The 18,310-nt window shown below is 73.1% G+C and carries 12 protein-coding genes; 7 read left to right on the plus strand and 5 right to left on the minus strand.

Translation table 11 applies throughout. The annotated features are described in order from the left end of the window. Positions 1-10 precede the first annotated feature (10 nt). Both OH804_RS10875 and OH804_RS10880 read right to left on the minus strand, forming a co-directional pair. A complete protein-coding gene (locus tag OH804_RS10875) occupies positions 11-703 on the minus strand; it encodes a hemerythrin domain-containing protein (RefSeq protein ID WP_196923209.1) in 693 nt (230 codons plus the stop codon). 90 nt (positions 704-793) lie between these two features. Beyond that, complete coding sequence (locus tag OH804_RS10880) at positions 794-4,078, minus strand: BTAD domain-containing putative transcriptional regulator (protein WP_406064785.1); 3,285 nt, start codon at positions 4,076-4,078, stop codon at positions 794-796. A gap of 166 nt (positions 4,079-4,244) precedes the next feature. Here OH804_RS10880 and OH804_RS10885 point away from each other — a divergent pair, with 166 nt between their 5' ends. Then, a complete protein-coding gene (locus tag OH804_RS10885; protein ID WP_196923207.1) occupies positions 4,245-4,790 on the plus strand; it encodes a YciI family protein in 546 nt (181 codons plus the stop codon). 19 nt (positions 4,791-4,809) lie between these two features. Here OH804_RS10885 and OH804_RS10890 read toward each other — a convergent pair whose 3' ends face one another. Next, the gene (locus OH804_RS10890; protein WP_406064787.1) at positions 4,810-7,050 is read right to left on the minus strand and encodes an AAA family ATPase; all 2,241 of its coding nucleotides are present in this window, start codon (positions 7,048-7,050) and stop codon (positions 4,810-4,812) included. Between the two features lie 194 nt (positions 7,051-7,244). On the opposite strand from OH804_RS10890, the gene OH804_RS10895 reads away from it, so the two are divergent. The 5 genes from OH804_RS10895 to OH804_RS10915 all read left to right on the plus strand — a co-directional run bounded on the left by OH804_RS10895 (position 7,245) and on the right by OH804_RS10915 (position 15,677). Next, a complete protein-coding gene (locus tag OH804_RS10895) occupies positions 7,245-10,142 on the plus strand; it encodes an AAA family ATPase (protein ID WP_406064789.1) in 2,898 nt (965 codons plus the stop codon). Between the two features lie 139 nt (positions 10,143-10,281). After that, positions 10,282-11,052 (plus strand): DUF5995 family protein, encoded by a 771-nt coding sequence (locus tag OH804_RS10900; protein ID WP_091398349.1) that lies wholly within the window; start codon positions 10,282-10,284, stop codon positions 11,050-11,052. A 416-nt stretch (positions 11,053-11,468) separates the two neighbouring features. Continuing rightward, positions 11,469-11,828 carry a hypothetical protein gene (locus tag OH804_RS10905; RefSeq protein ID WP_307788712.1) on the plus strand — a complete coding sequence of 120 codons (360 nt, stop codon included), beginning with the start codon at positions 11,469-11,471 and terminating at the stop codon, positions 11,826-11,828. A gap of 87 nt (positions 11,829-11,915) precedes the next feature. Next, positions 11,916-14,015: an amino acid transporter gene (locus tag OH804_RS10910; RefSeq protein ID WP_406064792.1), complete on the plus strand. Its 2,100-nt coding sequence runs from the start codon at positions 11,916-11,918 to the stop codon at positions 14,013-14,015. Positions 14,016-14,189: 174 nt separating this feature from the next. Continuing rightward, a complete protein-coding gene (locus OH804_RS10915; protein ID WP_406064794.1) occupies positions 14,190-15,677 on the plus strand; it encodes a hypothetical protein in 1,488 nt (495 codons plus the stop codon). Positions 15,678-15,777: 100 nt separating this feature from the next. On the opposite strand, the gene OH804_RS10920 is transcribed toward OH804_RS10915, so the two are convergent. Together OH804_RS10920 and OH804_RS10925 are read right to left on the minus strand one after the other, a co-directional pair. Then, on the minus strand, positions 15,778-16,737 hold the full coding sequence (locus tag OH804_RS10920; RefSeq protein ID WP_196923201.1) for a TIGR03557 family F420-dependent LLM class oxidoreductase: 960 nt from the start codon (positions 16,735-16,737) through the stop codon (positions 15,778-15,780). A 176-nt stretch (positions 16,738-16,913) separates the two neighbouring features. After that, entirely contained in the window at positions 16,914-17,795 is an 882-nt protein-coding gene (locus tag OH804_RS10925; protein WP_406064796.1) for an NAD(P)-dependent oxidoreductase, read from the minus strand. A 95-nt stretch (positions 17,796-17,890) separates the two neighbouring features. Between OH804_RS10925 and OH804_RS10930 the strand changes: the two genes are divergently transcribed. Continuing rightward, on the plus strand, positions 17,891-18,253 hold the full coding sequence (locus tag OH804_RS10930) for a helix-turn-helix domain-containing protein (protein WP_196923199.1): 363 nt from the start codon (positions 17,891-17,893) through the stop codon (positions 18,251-18,253). Positions 18,254-18,310: the final 57 nt, after the last annotated feature.

Raw genomic sequence — 18,310 nt, forward strand, 5'->3', positions numbered from 1 at the left:
CTGACCTTGCTCAGCGGACGCTGGCGCCGATGCGCGGGGGCGTGGCGGTGCCGTGCACCCGCTTCGCGTGCCTGGCGAACAGCCGGGGTGCGATGATCGGCATGAGCAGCCGGGCCGGCAGCGGAGCGTGCGCCAGCACCGCCTTGACCACCTCCGGGTCGCCCTCGTACATGGCCAGGCCGAAGGCCAGCGGGAGCTGCTTCTTCGGGGACTTGCTCATGCCGTGCTCGCCGAGCTGCATCCACTCCCGGGCGGTGACGTGCCGTTCCGCCAGCGGCAGGATCTCGTTCTCCTCCAGGGCCATGTGCTCGATCAGCGCGGCACGTAGCTGCTCCAGGGCGTCCGCTAGCTGCTCACCGCCGCGTCCGGTGCGCCGCCACTGGGGGAGGAGGGCGACCACCGCCGCGTGGGCGTCCTCGATGGCGTGGTGCTGGGCCTCCATGGTGGGGACGATCGCCGCGGCCTCCGCGCCGCCGCGCTCCAACAGCCGGGGCCACAGCAGGAGATCCTCGCCCTCGTGGTGCATGTGCAGGATGTGGCAGAGCATCTCGGCGTGGGCGCCGACGACCTCCGCGCGCGTGGCGTCGCCCGGTGTGACGTCGCGGACGAGCTGCGGCAGCAGGCTGAACTCGCGACGGAGCGCCGAGTGCGCCATGTACATGTCGCGCACGTCGGCCATGGCTTCGCGGTGGTTCTGGTTCACGGTGACCTTTCCGAGGGATCAACTGGCACAGATGTGTTGATCATGCTCGGTGTCGCTTGGAACCGACTTGGAATCCACCAACCGTGACGGTCAGTCGGCCAGGGCCGCCGTCGCCTCGGCCAGCCAGTGCGGCGACTCCCACCGGCGGGCCACCCGGGCGGCGAGGGTGAAGTGCCGGGTCGCCTCCTCGGCGCGGCCCACCAGCCGGAACAGCTCCCCGAGCGTCAACGCGACCGGCCGCACCACGGCCGCGGTGGTGGAGAAACCGGCCAACTGGTCACGTACCGGGAGCAGCGCGTCGATCACCGGCTGGGCCAGGTCCCGTCGACCCAGCGCCACGACGACCATCCCGCGTACGGTGAGCAGCGCCGACTCGAAGTAGTCCGGGCGGTAGGTGTGCCGCCCGATCGGCATGGCCCGCGCCTCGTCCAGGTGTCCGCTTCCGATCAGTGCCAGCGCCAGCAGGTCGTCGACGATCGGGCCCAACGACCCCCGGATCCGCAGGGTCGCCTCCAGGTGCTCGCCGAACCGCCCCTGGCTGATCAGCAGGGTGCCGATGGAGAAGTAGTGGAAGGCCTCGGCGTGCAGGGAGCCCTGCCGCCGCATCTGCACGGCTACCTGGTCGTAGTGCCGCCGCGCGGCGGCGAAGTCGCCGGCGACGTGTGCGAGGGCGCCCAGCGAGCACAGGTTGATCGTCTGCGCCTCGTTCAGCTGGTACGTCTCGGCCAGCCACCCCTGCCGGGCGACGCTGAGGCGCAGTTCGTCCGGCTCGTTGAGCGCGGCAGCGCAGTGGCCCAGCGCCTGCTCGGCGACCGAACGGTAGGTCACCAGCCCGTGCTCGTCGGCGAGGTCGCGCAGCTCCAGGGCGAAGGTCCGGCGCTCCGGCGCCTCCCGCTCGTAGCTCATGGTGCGCAACCGTGCGGCCAGCCCGAGGGCGCGCAGCTCGGGGTCGCCCAGCCGTCGTGAGAGGGCCAGCGCCTCCCGTCCGGCCGCCACGCCTCGCGGATCGGACTCGCCGTCCAACTCCGTGGCCAGCGCCTCCAGCAGCCGACAGCGGGCGACCGGGTCCAGGTCGTCGGCGCGCAGCAGCCGGGTGAGCAACTCGACCACGCGGTGGTCCACCACGCCGTACTCGTGGGTCAGCCACGGGGTGGGGACGGTCCACGCGGTGAACGCCGCGACCAGCAGCTCGTCGCGGCCGGACGCCGCGGCGACGTCGATCGCCCGCGCCCGGGTCTGCCGGGCGGCGGCCACCGCGCCGGCCCGCGCCTGGGCGCGCAGCAACCGTCCGAGCAGATCGACCCGCAGCGCGTCGCGGTCCCCGGCGACAGTGGCGGCGGCCTCGACGGCGTTGCCGAGCAGCTCGATAGCGGCGTCGTACGCGTACCGCCGCTCGGCCAGCTCGGCGGCCCGGATGGCGTAGTCGACGGCGAGCGGCGCGGTGTCGGCCGACGCGGCGCGGGCGTACTGGTGGGCCAGGGCCGGGTAGTCGTCGGGCCGCAGCCGGCGGGTGGCGGCGGCGATCCGGGCGTGCAGGCGAGTGCGGCGCAGCTGCGGCAGGTCGGTGTAGATGGTGTCGCAGACCAGGCCGTGCACGAACCGCACCCGCCCGGGCGCCGGTTCGGTGAGCAGCCCGGCGGTCAGCCCGGCTTCCAGCGCTCGCAGGACCGTGCCCTCGTCGGTGCCGGCGGCGTCGACGAGCGTCCGCACCTCCGCCTCCCGACCGACGGCCGAGGCGAGACGCAGCACCGAGACGGCCGTCAACGGGAGGCGGGAGAGTCGTCGGCGCAGCACGTCGCGTACGCCCTCGGGCACGTCGGAGGTGGCGACCAGCGTGCCCTCGGCCGCGAGCAGCCGCGCCGACTCCCGGACGTAGAACGGGTTGCCCCCGGTCCGCTCGGCCAACGCGGCGACGGTGTCCGGGTCGACGGTGGTCCGGGCCAGCGCGCCGAGCAGTCGTTCGACCTCGGACGCGCTCAGACCGCCCAACGGGATCCGCTGCGGTGACCGGCGGGCCAGGACGGCCATCGTGTCGGCGAGCCGCTCGGCGTTGTCGGCGGGCCGCAGCGCCGCGACGAACAGGACGGTGCCGGTGGTCATCTCGGTGACGCTCTGCAACAGCAGCAACGTCTCGGCGTCGGCGGCGTGCAGGTCGTCGAGGATCACGGCGACCGGCCTGCGGGCCGCGGCGGCGTCCAACCAGGCGCCGACGGCGCGGTGCAGCCGGAAGCGCCCGGCGGTGACGTCGCCGCCGGGCTCGCCGTCGCCGCCTCCGAGCAGCGGGGCTAGCGCGGGTGCGAGGTCGCCCGGCGGTGCCTGCTCGGCGAGTTGCCGCAGCGCCTCGACCCAGGCCCAGGCCGGCGGGGCGCCCTCGACCTCGGGGCAGCGGCCCACGGCGACCAGCCAGCCGTGGGCGGTGAGCCCCTCCCGGAACCGGGCGAGCAGGCTCGTCTTGCCGGCCCCGGCCTCACCGCCGAGCAGCGCGACGCGCGGCCCGCTCGCCACCGCGTCGGCGGCTGCCTGCCGGAGCGCCTCCAACTCGACCTCCCGGCCGACGAAGACCTCCTCCGACATCTGCCGTTCGACGCGTACCGCTGTCGCCGCCACTGGCGGCAGCAGGTCGAGTCGCTGGCCCAGGATGGCGGACTCCACCTCGACCAGCGCCGGGCCCGGGTCCAGTCCGAGCTGGTCGGCCAGGGTCGCCCGGGCCCGGCGCAGTGCGGCGAGCGCGTCGCCCTGCCGACCGGTACGCCACAACGCCAGCGCCAGCAGCCGCCAGCTCTCCTCCCGCAGCGGCGCCTGCCGGGTCAACAGCTCCGCCTCCGGCACCACCTCGGCCGCGTCGCCGCAGCGCACCGTCACGTCGAGCAGCAGCTCCCGGGCGCCGAGCCGCAGCTCCTCCAGGCGCAGCACCTCCGACTGCGCCCACGGCTCACCGGCGAATTCGGCGTACGCCCCACCGCGCCACAGCCCGAGCCCGTCGCTCAACAGCTGACGTGCCCGAGCCGGGTCGGCCGGCCCGACCGCACGCGCCTCGGCGAGCAGCGCCTCGAACCGGCCGGCGTCGACGGCGTCGGCGGGCAGCCGCAGCGCGTAGCCCGGTGGCGCGGTGATCAGGATCCGCGCTGGTGCGCGGGGCTCGCGGGCCGGCTCCAGGAGGCGGCGCAGATGCGAGACGTACGCCTGGAGGGAGGCGATCGCCCGGGGCGGCGCGTCACCCCGCCACAGATCCTCGATCAGCTGACCGACGGACACGACCTCGCCGCGGGCCGCGAGCAGCAGCGCGAGCACGGCGCGTTGGCGGGGGCCGCCGAGGTCGACCGGCCCGCCTGTGTCGACCTCGACCTCAAGCGGCCCGAGCACCCGTAGCAGCATGACGGACCAATCCTAGTCACGCTGGTGGGCGGCTCATCCGTTCCCACGGGACACCGTCCGTCGGCGAGGTCCGCCTCGTGGCGCTGCTGGCCTCGGCGTCCGTGCCGTAGCGGCCAGGGCGGCACCCGGCCCGCCGTCGACGAGGGGCACCCGGCGAGAATGCGGCGTGGAGTTTCTCTGTTACCACAGTGACCGGCCCGGCTCGGCGGCATTGCGCGACGAGCTGTTACCCGAGCACTGGTCGTACATGGACCGGTACGCGGCGGGGATGATCGCCCGTGGCCCGACAATCGTCGGCGACACGCCCACCGGCAGTGTGCACATCGTCGACGTGCCCGACGCGGCCGCCGCGCGGGCGTTCGCCTTCGAGGAGCCGAACTACCAGGCCGGCGTGTACCGGGACGTGCTGCTGCGCCGGTGGCGCAACACGCTGGGCCGCACCATGTGGGACTTCCCCGGCGGCCGGACCGGCGGCAACCGTTATCTGGTGCTCGGCCTCGGCGCCGGGCAGGCCGTCGACCTGGCCGTGCCACCCGACCCGGACGAGCTGATCGCGTACGGGCCCCTGCTGGCCGACGACGGCGTCACCTGGCTCGGCACCGCCGCCCTGCTCCGGGCGCCGCACCCGGACGCGGCGCGCGCCATCCTGACGGTGGACCGGTACGCCGATGTCGAGGTGCACAACTGGCAGTTCGGTGGGCGACCGTCCTGACCTGCCCCGATGCCCACAGTCAGGCAGACGCGGGCAGGCCGTCCAGGCGGATCAACGGTGGGCGGGGTGATGCCCGCACCACGCCCGGCGGAGTGCCGGCGTCGGCGAGTGTCCAGTGCCCAGCCGAACTCGGCGGCGTGGGGCGGATCGGCGCTGCGGCCCGTCCGATGTCCCGGAGTGGGCCCACGCCCGCACCGCGCGGAGGTCGGGACACCGCTGTGGCCGGCGTCGGCGGTACGTCGCCCGCCGAGGCGACGGCGCGGAGCCGGCGTGGGCCCGCCGTACGGTTCGCGCCGGGGCTCGACGCGGCGGGAGGGGCCGCCATCGTCGGGGTGGGATTACCTGGTCTCGCCGCTGTCGTGCCGGTGGCACGGCCCGGCCCCGCCGAGCCCAGCGCCGCGAAGACGGCGTCGAGGCGGCCGGTCCGAGCACCGACGGTGTCGAGGCGCACGATCTCCGCACTCCTTGCCGCCGAGCCGTTGACCGTGCCAGCGGGCGGGTTGGTGTCCCGGTGCACGGTGTCGAGGTGCGGGACGCTGGCGGCCCGGCGTTGAAAGACGGTCCGCAGGGCGCGGGGCAACCGTTCGACGGCGACCTGGCGCAGCGCGGGCGCGGCGAACGCGTACCCGTCGACGTGGTGGGTGAGCAGCAGCCCGGCGGCGACCAGCCGGCGGAGTGCGGGTGCGGACCGGCCGGGCGTCCAGCCGAGTGCCCGGTCCACGGCCGCGCCGGAGATCAGGCCACCGAGGGTGCCGGCGGCCATCAGCACCGCCCGCCGCTCACCGTCGAGGTGGTCCAGCTCCGCGCCGACGGCCCGGCGTACCGCCTCGGGCAGCGGGAGCGCCGCCGGGTCGGCACCGTCCACCAGCGAGGTGACGTACGCCGTCGCGTGCCCGGGGCGGCCCCCCACCAGCGGCAGCAGCCGGTCGACCAGGGCCACCGGCTGCCCGGCCCGGGTGAGCAGGTGGCGCAGCAGTCGTCCGGACTGCACAGTGGCCAGCGGTCCGATCGTCATCTGGCGGGCCGGACCGGGCCGCGTGTCGGTCCACTGCGGCTGGTGCACGGTGAGCAGGGCCAACGGGAGCCCGCGCTCCGTCGCCGCGCCGAACAGCGCGTGCAGGAACCGGCTCACCGCCGGCGCGGCCCGGTCCAGGTCGTCGACGGCCACGATCAGCGGCCGGTGGGCGGCCACCCGCAGCAGGACCTCCCGGCAGATCGCCGCGCCGGCGAGGGCGGCGGCCGAACCGTCCGGGGTGGTCAACATCCGCTGCAGCGCCGGGACCGCGGTGGCCACCCTGGTCGGCGGGAACAGCGGCGTCAGGGCGGCGACGAGGCGGTCGTGGACCGCCGCCGGGCCGTCGCTGTGCCGGATCCCGGCGAGGCCGCGGAGCAGGTGCGCGACCGGCGCCAAGACCTGATCGGGGTACGGTTGGCAGGTCGCCACGCACCAGCGGACCGGCAATCCGTCCACCGTGGTCAACCCACGGGTCAACTCGTGCAGCAGCCGGCTGCGACCACTGCCGGTGGGGCCGACCAGGGAGATCCAACGTGGCGTCCGGTCCCGGATGGCAGCGCCCAGCTGGTCGCGGATGGTGGCCAGTTCGCGGCGTCGACCGATCAACGGGCCGTCGTGCCGGTCGGCACCGGGGCGTACCGGGCCGACGGCGTGCCAGACCGGCACCGGCGGCACCCGGCCGGCGACCGGCACCGGCGTCAGCTGACGCTGGGTGATCAGGCCGGCGGTGGCACGGGCGGTGGCCGCGCAGAGCGCGACGGCGCCGGGCGCGGCGTACTCCTGCAGTCGGGCCGCGGTGGTGATCACGGCGCCGCTGGCCACGCCGTGCCCGCCGGTGACGACGTCGCCCAAGTCGACGACGACCTCGCCGGTGGCGACACCGACCCGGACGCGCAGACTGATGCCGTCGACCATGGGCCGCCGGTCCAGCGCGGCCTGGATCTCGAGGCCGGCGCGCACCGCCCGGTACGCGTCGAAGCCGTCGGAGTGCCGAGCGCCGAAGAGCGCCATCACGGCGTCGCCGACGTACTTCTCCACCACCCCCTGCCAGCGGTGCAGCACGCCGGCGACGGTGTCGAAGTAGGCCCGCTGCAACGCTCGGACGTCCTCCGGGTCGAGCCGGTCCACCAGGGCCGTGGAGCCGACGATGTCCGCGAAGAGGACAGTGACGACGCGCCTCTCCTGAGGTACCGGCCAGAGCGGGGTGACGATCCGTTGCGTGTCGACGATGATGCTGGTGGTCATGGGTATCGCACCGGCCTTTCTCCCCGCTGTTGCCTGATCACCTCCGGAGATTGGCATTCCTCGGCCGACGGGGGATCTGCAGAACGACGTATGTCGGCCACCTGCAACCTTTAGTCGCAAAGTCGACGCGAGGAGTACCACAAGCGGTAGGCGGCCGTAGAACGGTGCGGGGCCCTGTGATTAGGCTGCGTGGCATGGCCAGCGATGTGGACACCGCACCGCTCGTGGGCCGGGCCGAGCTGGTGCAGACGGTTCGGTCCGCGTTGCTCGGTGACGCCGCGCACGGGCAGACCGCAGCGGTCTTCCTGACCGGTGAGAGCGGCGTGGGAAAGACCCGGCTGTTGGGTGAGATCGGCAACCGCCTGCGGGAGCGGGGCGCCGTCGTGCTCACCGGCAGCTGCCTTGACATCGGCGACGCCTCCCCGCTGCACCCGCTGTTGCAGGCGCTGCGCCGGTTCGACACCGAGGTGTCCACGTCGCCCGCCCGCACCTCCTCGGCGGTGCGGGGGCTGTTGCAGATGTTCGCCGACGAGACCGCCGGTCCGGACGGCGCGGGCGCGCTGCTGGAGCGGGTCTCCCGTGGCCTGCACCTGATCGCCGAGGGTCGCCCGCTGGTGCTGATCCTGGACGACCTCCAGTGGGTCGACCGCAGCACCCGGCAACTCCTGCTCTACCTGCTTGCCGGCCTGGGCGATCTTCAGCTGTCGGTGCTGGCGGCGGTGCGTGCCGAGTCGTTGCAGGGCGCGCATCCGTTGCGCCGGGTGCTCACCGAGCTGCGTCGACTCCGCACGGTGCGGGTGCTCGACCTGGCGCCGCTGGGCCGGGCCGACACCGAGACGCTCGCCGCAGCGGTGGTCGGCCGGACGCTGGCCGCCGACGCGGCCGAGCAGGTGTGGCAGCGCAGCGGTGGCAACCCGTTCGTCATCGAGGAGCTGGCGCGTGATCTGCGCGACGGCCGCGACGGCCTGTCCGAGACGCTGCGGGAGATCTTCCTCGACCGGGTCGACGCGTTGCCGCAGCACGCGCACGCCGTGGTGCACGCGGTGGCCGCCGGTGTCGAGCCGGTGCAGCACTGGCTGCTGGCCGAGGTGCTGCGGATGCCGGAGGACGAGCTGATCGCCGCGGCCCGGGCCGCGGTGGCGCACCGTCTGCTGGTCGGCGCCGACGAGGGCTACCGGCTGCGGCACCGCCTCGTGGCCGAGGTGCTGGCGCACGAGTTGCTGCCGGCCGAGCGCTCCGGGCTGCACCGCCGCTACGCCGAGGCGCTGACCACGGCCCCGGGTGAGCTGCACCAGGCCCGACTGGCGCACCACTGGCGGCTGGCGGGCGAGCCGGCGCGAGCCCTGCCGGCGGCGGTGGCCGCCGCCCAGGAGGCCGAGCGGCTGCACGGTTACGCCGAGGCGCATCGGCACTGGTCGGCGGCGTTGCAGTTGGCCGCCGAGCCGGGCCCGCTGACGGTGGACCGGGTCGAGTTGCTCGAGAACGCCGCCGAGGCGGCCCACCACTGTGGGGAGCACGCCCGCGCGTTGGCCCTGCTGGAGGAGTTGGCCACGCTGCGGGGTGGCGAGCCGAGCTGCGCGCTGCACATCCGCCGGGCCCGCTACCTGGCCGCCGCCGGTCGCTCCGCGCTGGCCGAGGAGGAATACCAGCGGGCGCTGAAGGCGGGGGACTGCTCCCCTCGGGACCGGGCGAGCGCCGCCGCCCGCCTCGCCGAACTGCTGTTGCATCTGGGCCGGTACGCCGACGCCGGCGAGCGGGCCCGTGAGGCGCTGGCGTTGGCCGAGAACGTGGAGGGTTCGGCCACCGAGGTGGTGCTGGCCAGTTCGGCGCTGGGCTTCAGCGAGGCGTGTCTGGAAGACCCGGACGCCGGTCTGGCGGTCATGCGCGACGCCCTCGACACCGCCGAGCGTGCCGGTCAGCCCGAGGACGTGGCCTGCGCGTACCTGCACCTGGCGGAGCTGCTGACCGGGCCGCTCAACGTTCTCGAAGAGGGCGTGGTGGTGGCCCGGCGGGGCGCCGAACGAGTGGCCGAGCTGGGGTTGGGCCGCACCTGGGGCACCCGGCTGCTGGCCATCGCCATCAACGGGCTGTTCCGGGTGGGCCAGTGGGCCGAGGCGGAGAAGGTGGTGGCTGCGGCCCTGCGGCACCGACCGTCCGGTGCGGACGCCGTGGAGTTGCTGCTGGCCCGGTGCCGGCTGTCGGTGGGCTACGGCGACATCGAGGCCGCCGGTCGGGATCTCGACGCGGTGGCGACCCTGCTCGCCGGCGGCGGGGCGCGGCACGTCATTCCGCTGCTCACCCTGCGCTCCGGGCTGGCCATGTGGGAGGGTCGGCACGACGTGGCCCGCCAGGCGGTGCAGCGCGGCCTCACCGAGAGCCGTTCCGACGACGTGATGATTCTTTCCGCGCTGGTCTGGCACGGCCTGCGTGCCGAGGCGGAGGCGCACGCCAGCCGCACCGTGGAGGTGGACCCGACGGCGGTGCGCCGGCTGCGGGACGTGGCCGAGAGGGTGGCCCGCAAGAGCGCCGGGGCGGCCCGGCCGGTGCGCTCGGTGGTGGAGGGCTTCCTGGCGCTGTGCGCCGCCGAGGTGAGCCGCCTCGACGGCAGCGACCCGGAGCTGTGGGCCGCGTCGGCCGCCGAGTGGGATCGGCGCAATCACCCCTATCCGGCCGCCTACTCGCGGCTACGGCAGGCCGAGGCGCTGCTGGCTCGGCGCAGCCGGGTGGCCACCGCCGGCAAGCTCCTGCGGGAGGCGTACCGGGTGGCGCAGGGGTTGGGCGCGGTGCCGTTGACCTCGGAGATCCGCGAGCTGGCCGGGCGGGCGCGGGTGTCGCTGGACGAGCGCGACACCACCACCGGCACGCGCGGCGTCCCGGTCGACGCGTCCGACGACGAGTTGGCGGCGCTCACCGCCCGGGAGCGGGAAGTGCTCGCCCTGGTCGCCGAGGGGTTGACCAACAAGGAGATCGGGCAGCGGCTGTTCATCAGCGAGCGGACCATCGGCGTGCACGTGTCGCACATCTTCGACAAGCTCCAGGTCCGCACCCGCGTGCAGGCCAGCGCGATCCAGTTGCGCAACCAACGGCCCTGACCCACCACTGCGTACGTATCCCGGCGCGTGTGCGCGCCGGGATACGTCGTTTTACTGATCCGACGGGCGGGTGTCGGCTGAGAGGCTGGGCCGCGTCGACGACGGCACGGGGGATGCCGCCGACCACGATGGAGGAGAAATGATCGAACCGGTCTGGGGGCCCGTGCACCGGGACATCGTCGACCTGCTCGCCGATCACCCCGCGGACGTGCCGGCCGTGGTCGATCACCTGACCAAGCTCCAGGACATGCTGGTCCGGCTGCCTCCGTTGGAGGCCAGCTGCCCCCTCGCTGACTTCAACAAGCTCTACCTGACCATCACCAGCAGTGTGCTGGACGGGCTGTACGACGACCGCTTCATCGACCCGGTCTTCCTCTCCCGCCTCGACGTCGAGTTCGCCGCCCGGTACTTCGACGCGATGCGGCTGTGGACCGACTCCAGCCCTGGCACCCCGAAGGCGTGGTCGTGTCTCTTCGAGCGGATGCGGGGGCCGGACGCCCGCCCGTTGCCCTCGGCGGCGGCGGGCGTGAACGCACACATCAACTTCGACCTGCCGTTCGCCCTGGTGACCACGTTCGACCACCTGGAGTCGGAGCCGGTCGACGGCAGCGACCAGCACCACGACTACCTCGAGATCAACAACATCTTCGCCGACAAGATCCCCGGCCTGCGCCGTGGCTATCTGGAGCGGTGGCAGCTGCTCATCGACATGCTCAACGGCGACATCGACGACTGGTACCAGGGGGAACTGGTCGAGTACACGCGCGATGTCGCCTGGCGTAACGCGCAGAAGATCTGGCGGTGCCGGCACGATCCGGACGCCCGAGAGTGTGAGCGCACACGGTTGGACGACAACGCCGCGGCGCTCGGCCGGCTGCTGCTCTCGCCCCTCGGGGCGTTCCTGCAGTAGCCGGGACGGGGGGTCCCCGCGCTCCGCCCCGTGGGGGGCGGCGGAGCGCGGGGACGCGTCCCACAGTTCCACCCCGAGTGGCCGACCGAGGTCGGGTCGGTCAGCAGGGGGACAGCCGGTCGGCCCGGGGGGTGTCGACCGTCTGCCACCGTCGGCCGGCCCGGGGGGTGTCGGCCGGCGGTGGGGGAACGCCGGGCGGGGGTCACGTCGAAGGGCGTGCGGATCCGGGGGTGTCGGCGGGCTCGGATCGGGTACGCCCGCGCCATGATTGTCCTGGCCCGGCGTCGGCCCGCCGCCCGCCCCCGGCCCGCGCGTCCCGGCCCTCTGCGGCCGGGTGGCCCGGTGTCGCGGCCCACCGCCCGGCCCGGCGCCCGGTGACCGGCGTCGCGACGCGGTTTCCGTTCCGCTTCGATCCGGTGTTCCGCCCGATGCTGGCGCTGCTCGGGGTCCGCCCGGCGACGGCCTGGGTCGCCGTCACCGATCAGGACCTGATGATCCGGTACGGGCCGTGGCGGCTGCGGACCGACCGGGGCAACGTCACCGCCGTCGAGCTGAGCGGACCGTACCGCTGGTGGCGGGCGATCGGCCCGCACCTGTCGCTTGCCGACGGCGGTGCGACCTTCGGCACCAGTGCGACCGGCGGGATCTGCCTGCGCTTCGGCGTGCCGGTGCCGGCGCTGGTGCCTGGCGGGCGGCCCCGACACCAGGCGGCCACGGTGACCGTCGCCGACCCACCCGCGCTGGCCCGGCTGCTCGCCGTTCCGGACCTGTCCTGAGCAGGCCGTGCAGGTGCCCCGTTCCGCCGTCCGGGCACCGGGGCACCGCCTACCGTCGGATCAGGACCTGTGAGGGTGGGACTGGCGATGGGTGACGAGCACCACCGGGCGAAACCACGACGCTGGAGCGGACGCCGCCACGCGCCGACCGGGCCGGACCCGGCACTGCGGGCGGCCCGCGATCCGGCCCGCCCACACCGGGGCGGCCGGCAGGGGGTCGCGGTGCCCGAACGCGTGGCCACCGCGGCCCGCTCGGCGCCGCCGGCCAGTCCGCTGCGCCGGTGGCTCTTCCAGCACCAGGTGCAGCCGCCCGGTCCCGAGGCGACCGAGGGGCAGAACCGTCGGCACGCCTGGTGGCAGGTGATGTGTCTGACCGGTGTCGACTACTTCTCCACGCTGTCGTACCTGCCGGGCATCGCTGCGGTGGCGGCCGGCGCGCTCTCCCCGCTGGCGACCCTGTTGATCGTCGCGCTCACCCTGTTCGGCATGCTGCCGATGTACCGGCGGGTGGCCCAGGAGAGCCCGCACGGTCAGGGTTCGGTGGCGATGTTGGAGCGGTTGTTGCCGTTCTGGCGGGGCAAGATCTTCGTCCTGGTGCTGCTCGGCTTCGTGGCCACCTCCTGGATCATCACGATCACCCTCTCCTCGGCCGACGCCACAGTGCACCTGTTGGAGAACCCGTACCTGCCGGACGCCCTGCACGGGTCAGTGGTGCCGGTGGTGGTGACTGTGGTGCTGCTGCTCATCCTCGGCGGGGTGTTCCTGCTCGGGTTCCGCGAGGCGGTGGTGGTGGCCATCCCGCTGGTCGCGGTCTTCCTGGTGCTCAACGCGGTGATCGTGGTGGTCGCGGTGATCCGGATCGTCGAGGATCCGGGCATCGTGTCGAACTGGACGGCCGCGGTGACCCAGACCGGTGGCGGACCGGGACACGTGCTGCTCACCGCGGTGCTGGCGTTCCCGCTGCTGGTGCTGGGCCTGTCCGGTTTCGAGACCGGGGTCAGCATGATGCCCCTGGTCGCGGCCGACGGCCCGGACAAGGAGGCTCGGCTCGCCGCCCGGATCCGCAACACGCGTCGGCTGCTCACCACCGCCGCGCTGATCATGTCGGTGTACCTGATCTCGACGACCTTCGTGACCACGGCGCTCATTCCGGAGGAGGAGTTCCGACCGGGCGGCGCCGCGAACGGCCGGGCGCTGGCATTCCTGGCGCACACCTACCTGGGTGAGGTGTTCGGCAGCGTCTACGACGTGAGCAGTGTGCTCATCCTCTGGTTCGCCGGGGCCTCGGCGATGGCCGGGTTGATCAACATCGTGCCGCGCTACCTGCCGTCGTACGGGATGGCGCCGGAGTGGGCGCGGGCGGTACGCCCCGTGGTGATCGTCTACACCGTCGTCAGCGTCGCCATCACGATCGCCTTCCGGGCCGACGTCAACGCCCAGGCCGGGGCGTACGCCACCGGGATCCTGGCGATGATGGTCTCCGGAGCGGTGGCGGTGACGATCTCCGCGGGCCGGCACCACCGGCGTGGTTCCGCGATCGGCTTCACAGTGCTGACCCTGGTGCTGCTGTACGCGCTGCTGGAGAACGTCATCGAACAGCCGGACGGGATCACGATCTCGGCGCTGTTCATCCTCGGCATCATCGCGGTCTCGTTGGTCTCCCGGGTCACCCGGACCACCGAGCTGCGCGCCGAGCGGATCGAGTTCGACGAGGCGGCCCGTCGGTTCATCACCGAGTCGCTGGCGCACGACGGGCAGCTGCACCTGATCGCGAACAAGCGGCAGAAGGGGTCGGTGAAGGAGTACACGATCAAGGAGCGGGCGCAGCGCGGGATGAACCCGGTGCCGGGGGCGGCGGATGTGCTGTTCCTGGAGATCGACGTGGTCGATCCGTCGGAGTTCAGTCAGGTGTTGCGCGTGCACGGGATCGAGGTGGGCGGCTTCCGGGTGCTGCGGGCCAACAGTCCGGCCGTGCCCAACGCCATCGCCGCGATCCTGCTGGCTCTGCGGGACGCCACCGGGGTCCGGCCGCACGCGCACTTCGAGTGGTCGGAGGGGAGCCCGATCGCGCACCTGGCGCGCTACCTCATCCTGGGTCGGGGGGACACCCCGCCGGTGGTGCGGGAGATCATCCGACGGACCGAACGGGACCCGCTGCGTCGGCCCGGCATCCACGTGGGCGGGTGACGTCGATGCCGGTCTGACAGCTTTGAAGATGAAAGAGGGCACTATTCACGTTCACACCCTCCTGTCCGTATTGCGGACCTATCGTGACGTTTGGTAGCCGGCGAACACGTCGAGCCCCCCGCGCCCGAATCGGCGCGCGGTCACGTCACGTACGCAGGAAGGCAGGCACCGTTGATGTCCACGTACCGAGAGGGAGACCGCGCGACCCGACCCAGACGCCGGTCCCGATGGTTCTTAGCCAGTGGCTTGCTGGCGGGGAGCCTGGTCGTGGGAGGGGCCGGCGCGGCCGCCGCCGCCGACCGCGCCCTCACCCTCCCAGGTCTGGCCCGGCTGACCCCGGCGGCCGACGACGACCGACGGGGTACGCAACCCGAAGCGGACGACGCGGAGCGGGCCCGTCCGACCACCCCGGGCACCGGCAAGCGGGGCGTGGTGTCGGTGCCCTGCGACTCCGCGAAGCTGGTGGCGGCGCTGGTCACTGCCAACGCCGAGGGCGGTGGCGAACTTCGCCTCGCGCCCAAGTGCCGCTACACCCTCACCGAGGCGTTCCACGAGACCGACCAGTACGACGGTGGGATCCGTGACGCCCGGGAGGCCGCCGACGCCGCGGAGACCCCCGGGGACGCCGAGGCGCCGCCGCACAACCCGGCCGACGACACCGCCGGCCTGCCGGTGATCTACCAGGCCATCACCATCGACGGCGCGGGCGCCACCATCACCCGGGCCGCCCAGGCCGCCGCGTTCCGCTTCTTCACCGTCCGCGACGGCGGCGAGCTGACCCTGCGCGACGTGGAACTGCACAACGGCCGCTCGGCCATCGAGGGCGGCAGCGTGCACGTGGTGCACGGCGCCACCGCCGTGGTGGAACGGGTCACCGTCACCCAGAGCACCTCGCTGTCGCCCGAAGGTGGCGGCGGCGGCATCTTCAACGACGGCAACATGGTGGTCACCGACTCCACGTTCGTCGGCAACAGCGCCGCCGGCGCCGCGGGCAAGGGCGGGGGCCTGCTCAACGGTGGCGTGCTGACGCTGAAGCGCTCGGAGTTCCACCGCAACAGCGCCAACGCCTACGGCGGCGGGCTCGGCAACTACCGTGGGGCCGCCGACGTGGAGAGCGCCTCCTTCACCCAGAACAGCGCCGCCCAGGGGGGTGGGCTGGCCAGCTTCTCGGCCCGGACCAAGGTCTCCGACACCGAGCTGCTGAACAACACCGCGCAGGTCGGCGGCGGCGCCGCCAACTCCGACGCGGTGCTGGTGCTGCGCACGATGACCATCCGCGGCAACACGTCCACAGTCAACGGCGGCGGCATCTCGACAGTGAAGGGTCTGACGCCGATCGACGACAGCGTGATCGACGGCAACACCACCCACGGCCTCGGGGCCGGCATCTACGCCGAGAAGGCGAACCTGCTGGTCCGCGGCAGCGACGTGACCCGTAACGAGGCCGTCGGTGCCGCGTCGAAGGGGGGCGGCATCTACGCCAACGCGGGCTCGGTGGCGATCTACACCAGCAAGGTCACCCACAACGCGTCGACGCTGAAGCCCGGCGGCATCTTCGGCATGCACGCCCAGGTCAAGATCGACGATGAGAGCGTGGTCGTCGAGAACGAGCCGACCAACTGCGAGGGCAGCCCGGTGCCGATCGCGCACTGCTTCCGCTGAACACACCCGCGCACCCATCCCGAGCGCCAGGCGAACCGCCCCGATGATCAGTCGGGGCGGTTCGCCGCTGCTCGTCCCGGTCAGCCGCTGCCCGCCGGTGTCACCCCATCGCGCGCAGACGGCCGGAGAGGTCGCCGGCGAAGAAGTCGAGGAAGCCGTCCGGGTCGGGGCCGGCGTTCTGCAGGACGATGTGGTCGAAGCCGGCCTCGACGTACGACCGGACCTTGGCGACGTGCGGTTCCGGGTCCGGGCCGATGGCGAAGAGTTGCCGGATGTGCTTCTCCTCGACGTACGCGCTGGCCGCGTCGAAGTTGACCGGGTTCGGCAACTCGCTCATCACCTTCCAGCCGGTGACCATCCACCGGCTCGTCTGCAACACCGCCTGCACCGCCTGTTGTTCGTCGGTGGCCCAGGCCAGTGGCACCTCGGCGTAGCGCGGGCCGGAGCCCTGGGCGTGGCGGTAGTGCTCGACGATCGACGCGTCCGGTTCGGTGGCGAACAGGCCGTCGCCCAACTCGGCGGCGAGCCGTGCCGACGCCTCACCGCTGGCCGCCACCGCGATCACGGGCAGGGTGTCCGGCAGGTCGAAGACCCGGGCGTCCTCCAGTTGCAGGTGTCGGCCCTCGTACGACTGGTAGCCGCCCTGCCAGAGCAGTCGGATGATCTCCAGTGCCTCGCGTAGTCGCTCGTGTCGGCCCCGCACGCTGGGGAAGCCCTGCCCGACAACGTGTTCGTTGAGTCGCTCGCCGGCGCCCACTCCGAGGGTGAACCGGCCGTCGGAGATCAGTGCCATGGTCGCCGCGGCCTGCGCGATGATCGCCGGGTGGTAGCGGACGGTCGGGCAGGTGACGCCGGTGGCCAGGCGCAGGGTGCTGGTCTTGGCCGCGATGGCGCCGAGCACGCTCCAGGTGAAGGACGAGTGCCCCTGCGCGTCCAGCCACGGGTGGTAGTGGTCGCTCATCTCGACGAAGTCGAAGCCGGCCCGCTCGGCCAGGACGGCCTGTCGGATGATCTCCTGCGGGCCGTATCCCTCCGAGGCCAACTTGTAGCCGATCTGCATGCCACACTCCCGATCGCGTTCGCTGGCTGAGGCATCGGCGGTTCCCGGCCCTGGCGCGCACAAACGCCGTCAGGCTGCAAGCCAGCCTCCTAGGATGCCTTAGCGGGTGTGGGGTCCGCGACGTCATGCGCCAACGACCGCCTTCACCCACGGGCCGGCGTCAGCTCGGGCCGCCGTCACCGCACCAGCAGATCGATGACGCCCGTCAGGTCCTCCTCGCCGCTGCCCTCCGCCAGGCGGCGGCGCATCAGATCGAAGTAGGGGCTGAGCAGCTCGGGGCTCACGCCCTGCTGTTCGGCTGTGCTCAGAAAAGTCGGCGTGCCGGCTACCTGCATGGCGAGAGTGGAGACGACCCCCCTTGTGTAGTCCCCGCTGCGCAGCTGGTCGGCGGTCTGGTGAATCGCCGGGATCATCGCGACGAGCCAGTCGGCGAGCAGTGGGGCGAGCGCCGCCGGGTCGATGTCCTCCCGACGGATCAGGGCGAAGGCGTGCGCGGCCCCGGCGAACATCCCGTACATGGCGCTGAGCAGTGCCACGTCGTGCAGGGCCGCGAATCCCGCGTCCTCGCCGACGTAGGTGGTGCCGACCGGGACGCGCAGCGTCTCCCGGTGCCGTTCGAACAGCGCTCGGGAGCCGCTGTAGAAGACGTAGCCGCCGGCTTCCGGGACGCCGATCATCGGAGGGACAGCCATGATCCCACCGGCCAGGTAGCGTGCGCCGCGGCTGCGGGCCCAATTCGCGCGGGCGCGGGCCTGGGCCGGGGTGCTGGTGGTCAGGTTGACCAGGTCCCGGCCAACCAGGTCGGTATCCGCCAACACCTCGTCGACCGCTGTGTCGTCCAACAGGCAGACGACGACCAGGGTGCTCGCCGCGACCGCCTGGGCAGCGGTGTCCGCGACCCTCGCCCCTTCGGGCACGAGCACTGCGGCGCGGGCCGGGGTGCGGTTCCAGACGGTGAGCGGGTAGCCGGCGGCAAGCCAGGTACGCGCCAGCGCGGTACCCATCGCGCCGAGCCCCAGCATCGTGACGGAGGGCTTCTCCACAGTGTTCGGTTCCATGCCGATTAGGCTGGTCGTCGGCCCCCAGCTGATCAAGTACGCACTTCGGAGTGCGTGGTTACCCCGGGGTGAGCGAGCACGTCGGAGGGGTGGGTATGGCGACGGTGAACCGGCCGGGCACCGCGGACGGACACGCCTGCGGTATCGACACCGCGATGGAGGTGATCGGCGGCAGGTGGAAGGTGCTGATCCTCTGGGCGCTGCACGAGTACCCCTCGCGTCGCTTCGGCGAGCTGCGTCGACTGCTTCCCGGGATCACCGAGAAGGTGCTGGCCTCCCACCTACGGGAGATGGAGGCGGACGGCGTCGTGCGCCGCGTCTCCTACGACGAGGTGCCGCCCCGCGTCGAGTACTCGCTGACCGAGGACGGCGCGCGCCTCAACGACGCCCTCGAGCCGCTGGCCGCGTGGGGACGCGACAGGTCGACCGGTCCACGGTTGGGGGAGGAGCCGAGCTAGTGCTCTCCTGCGCGACCTCGCCGAACGGCACCGGCCCGTGCCCCCAACGGGGCACGG

The sequence above is a fragment of the Micromonospora sp. NBC_00860 genome (genome assembly GCF_045207375.1).
In the GTDB taxonomy this organism is placed as follows: domain Bacteria; phylum Actinomycetota; class Actinomycetes; order Mycobacteriales; family Micromonosporaceae; genus Micromonospora; species Micromonospora vinacea.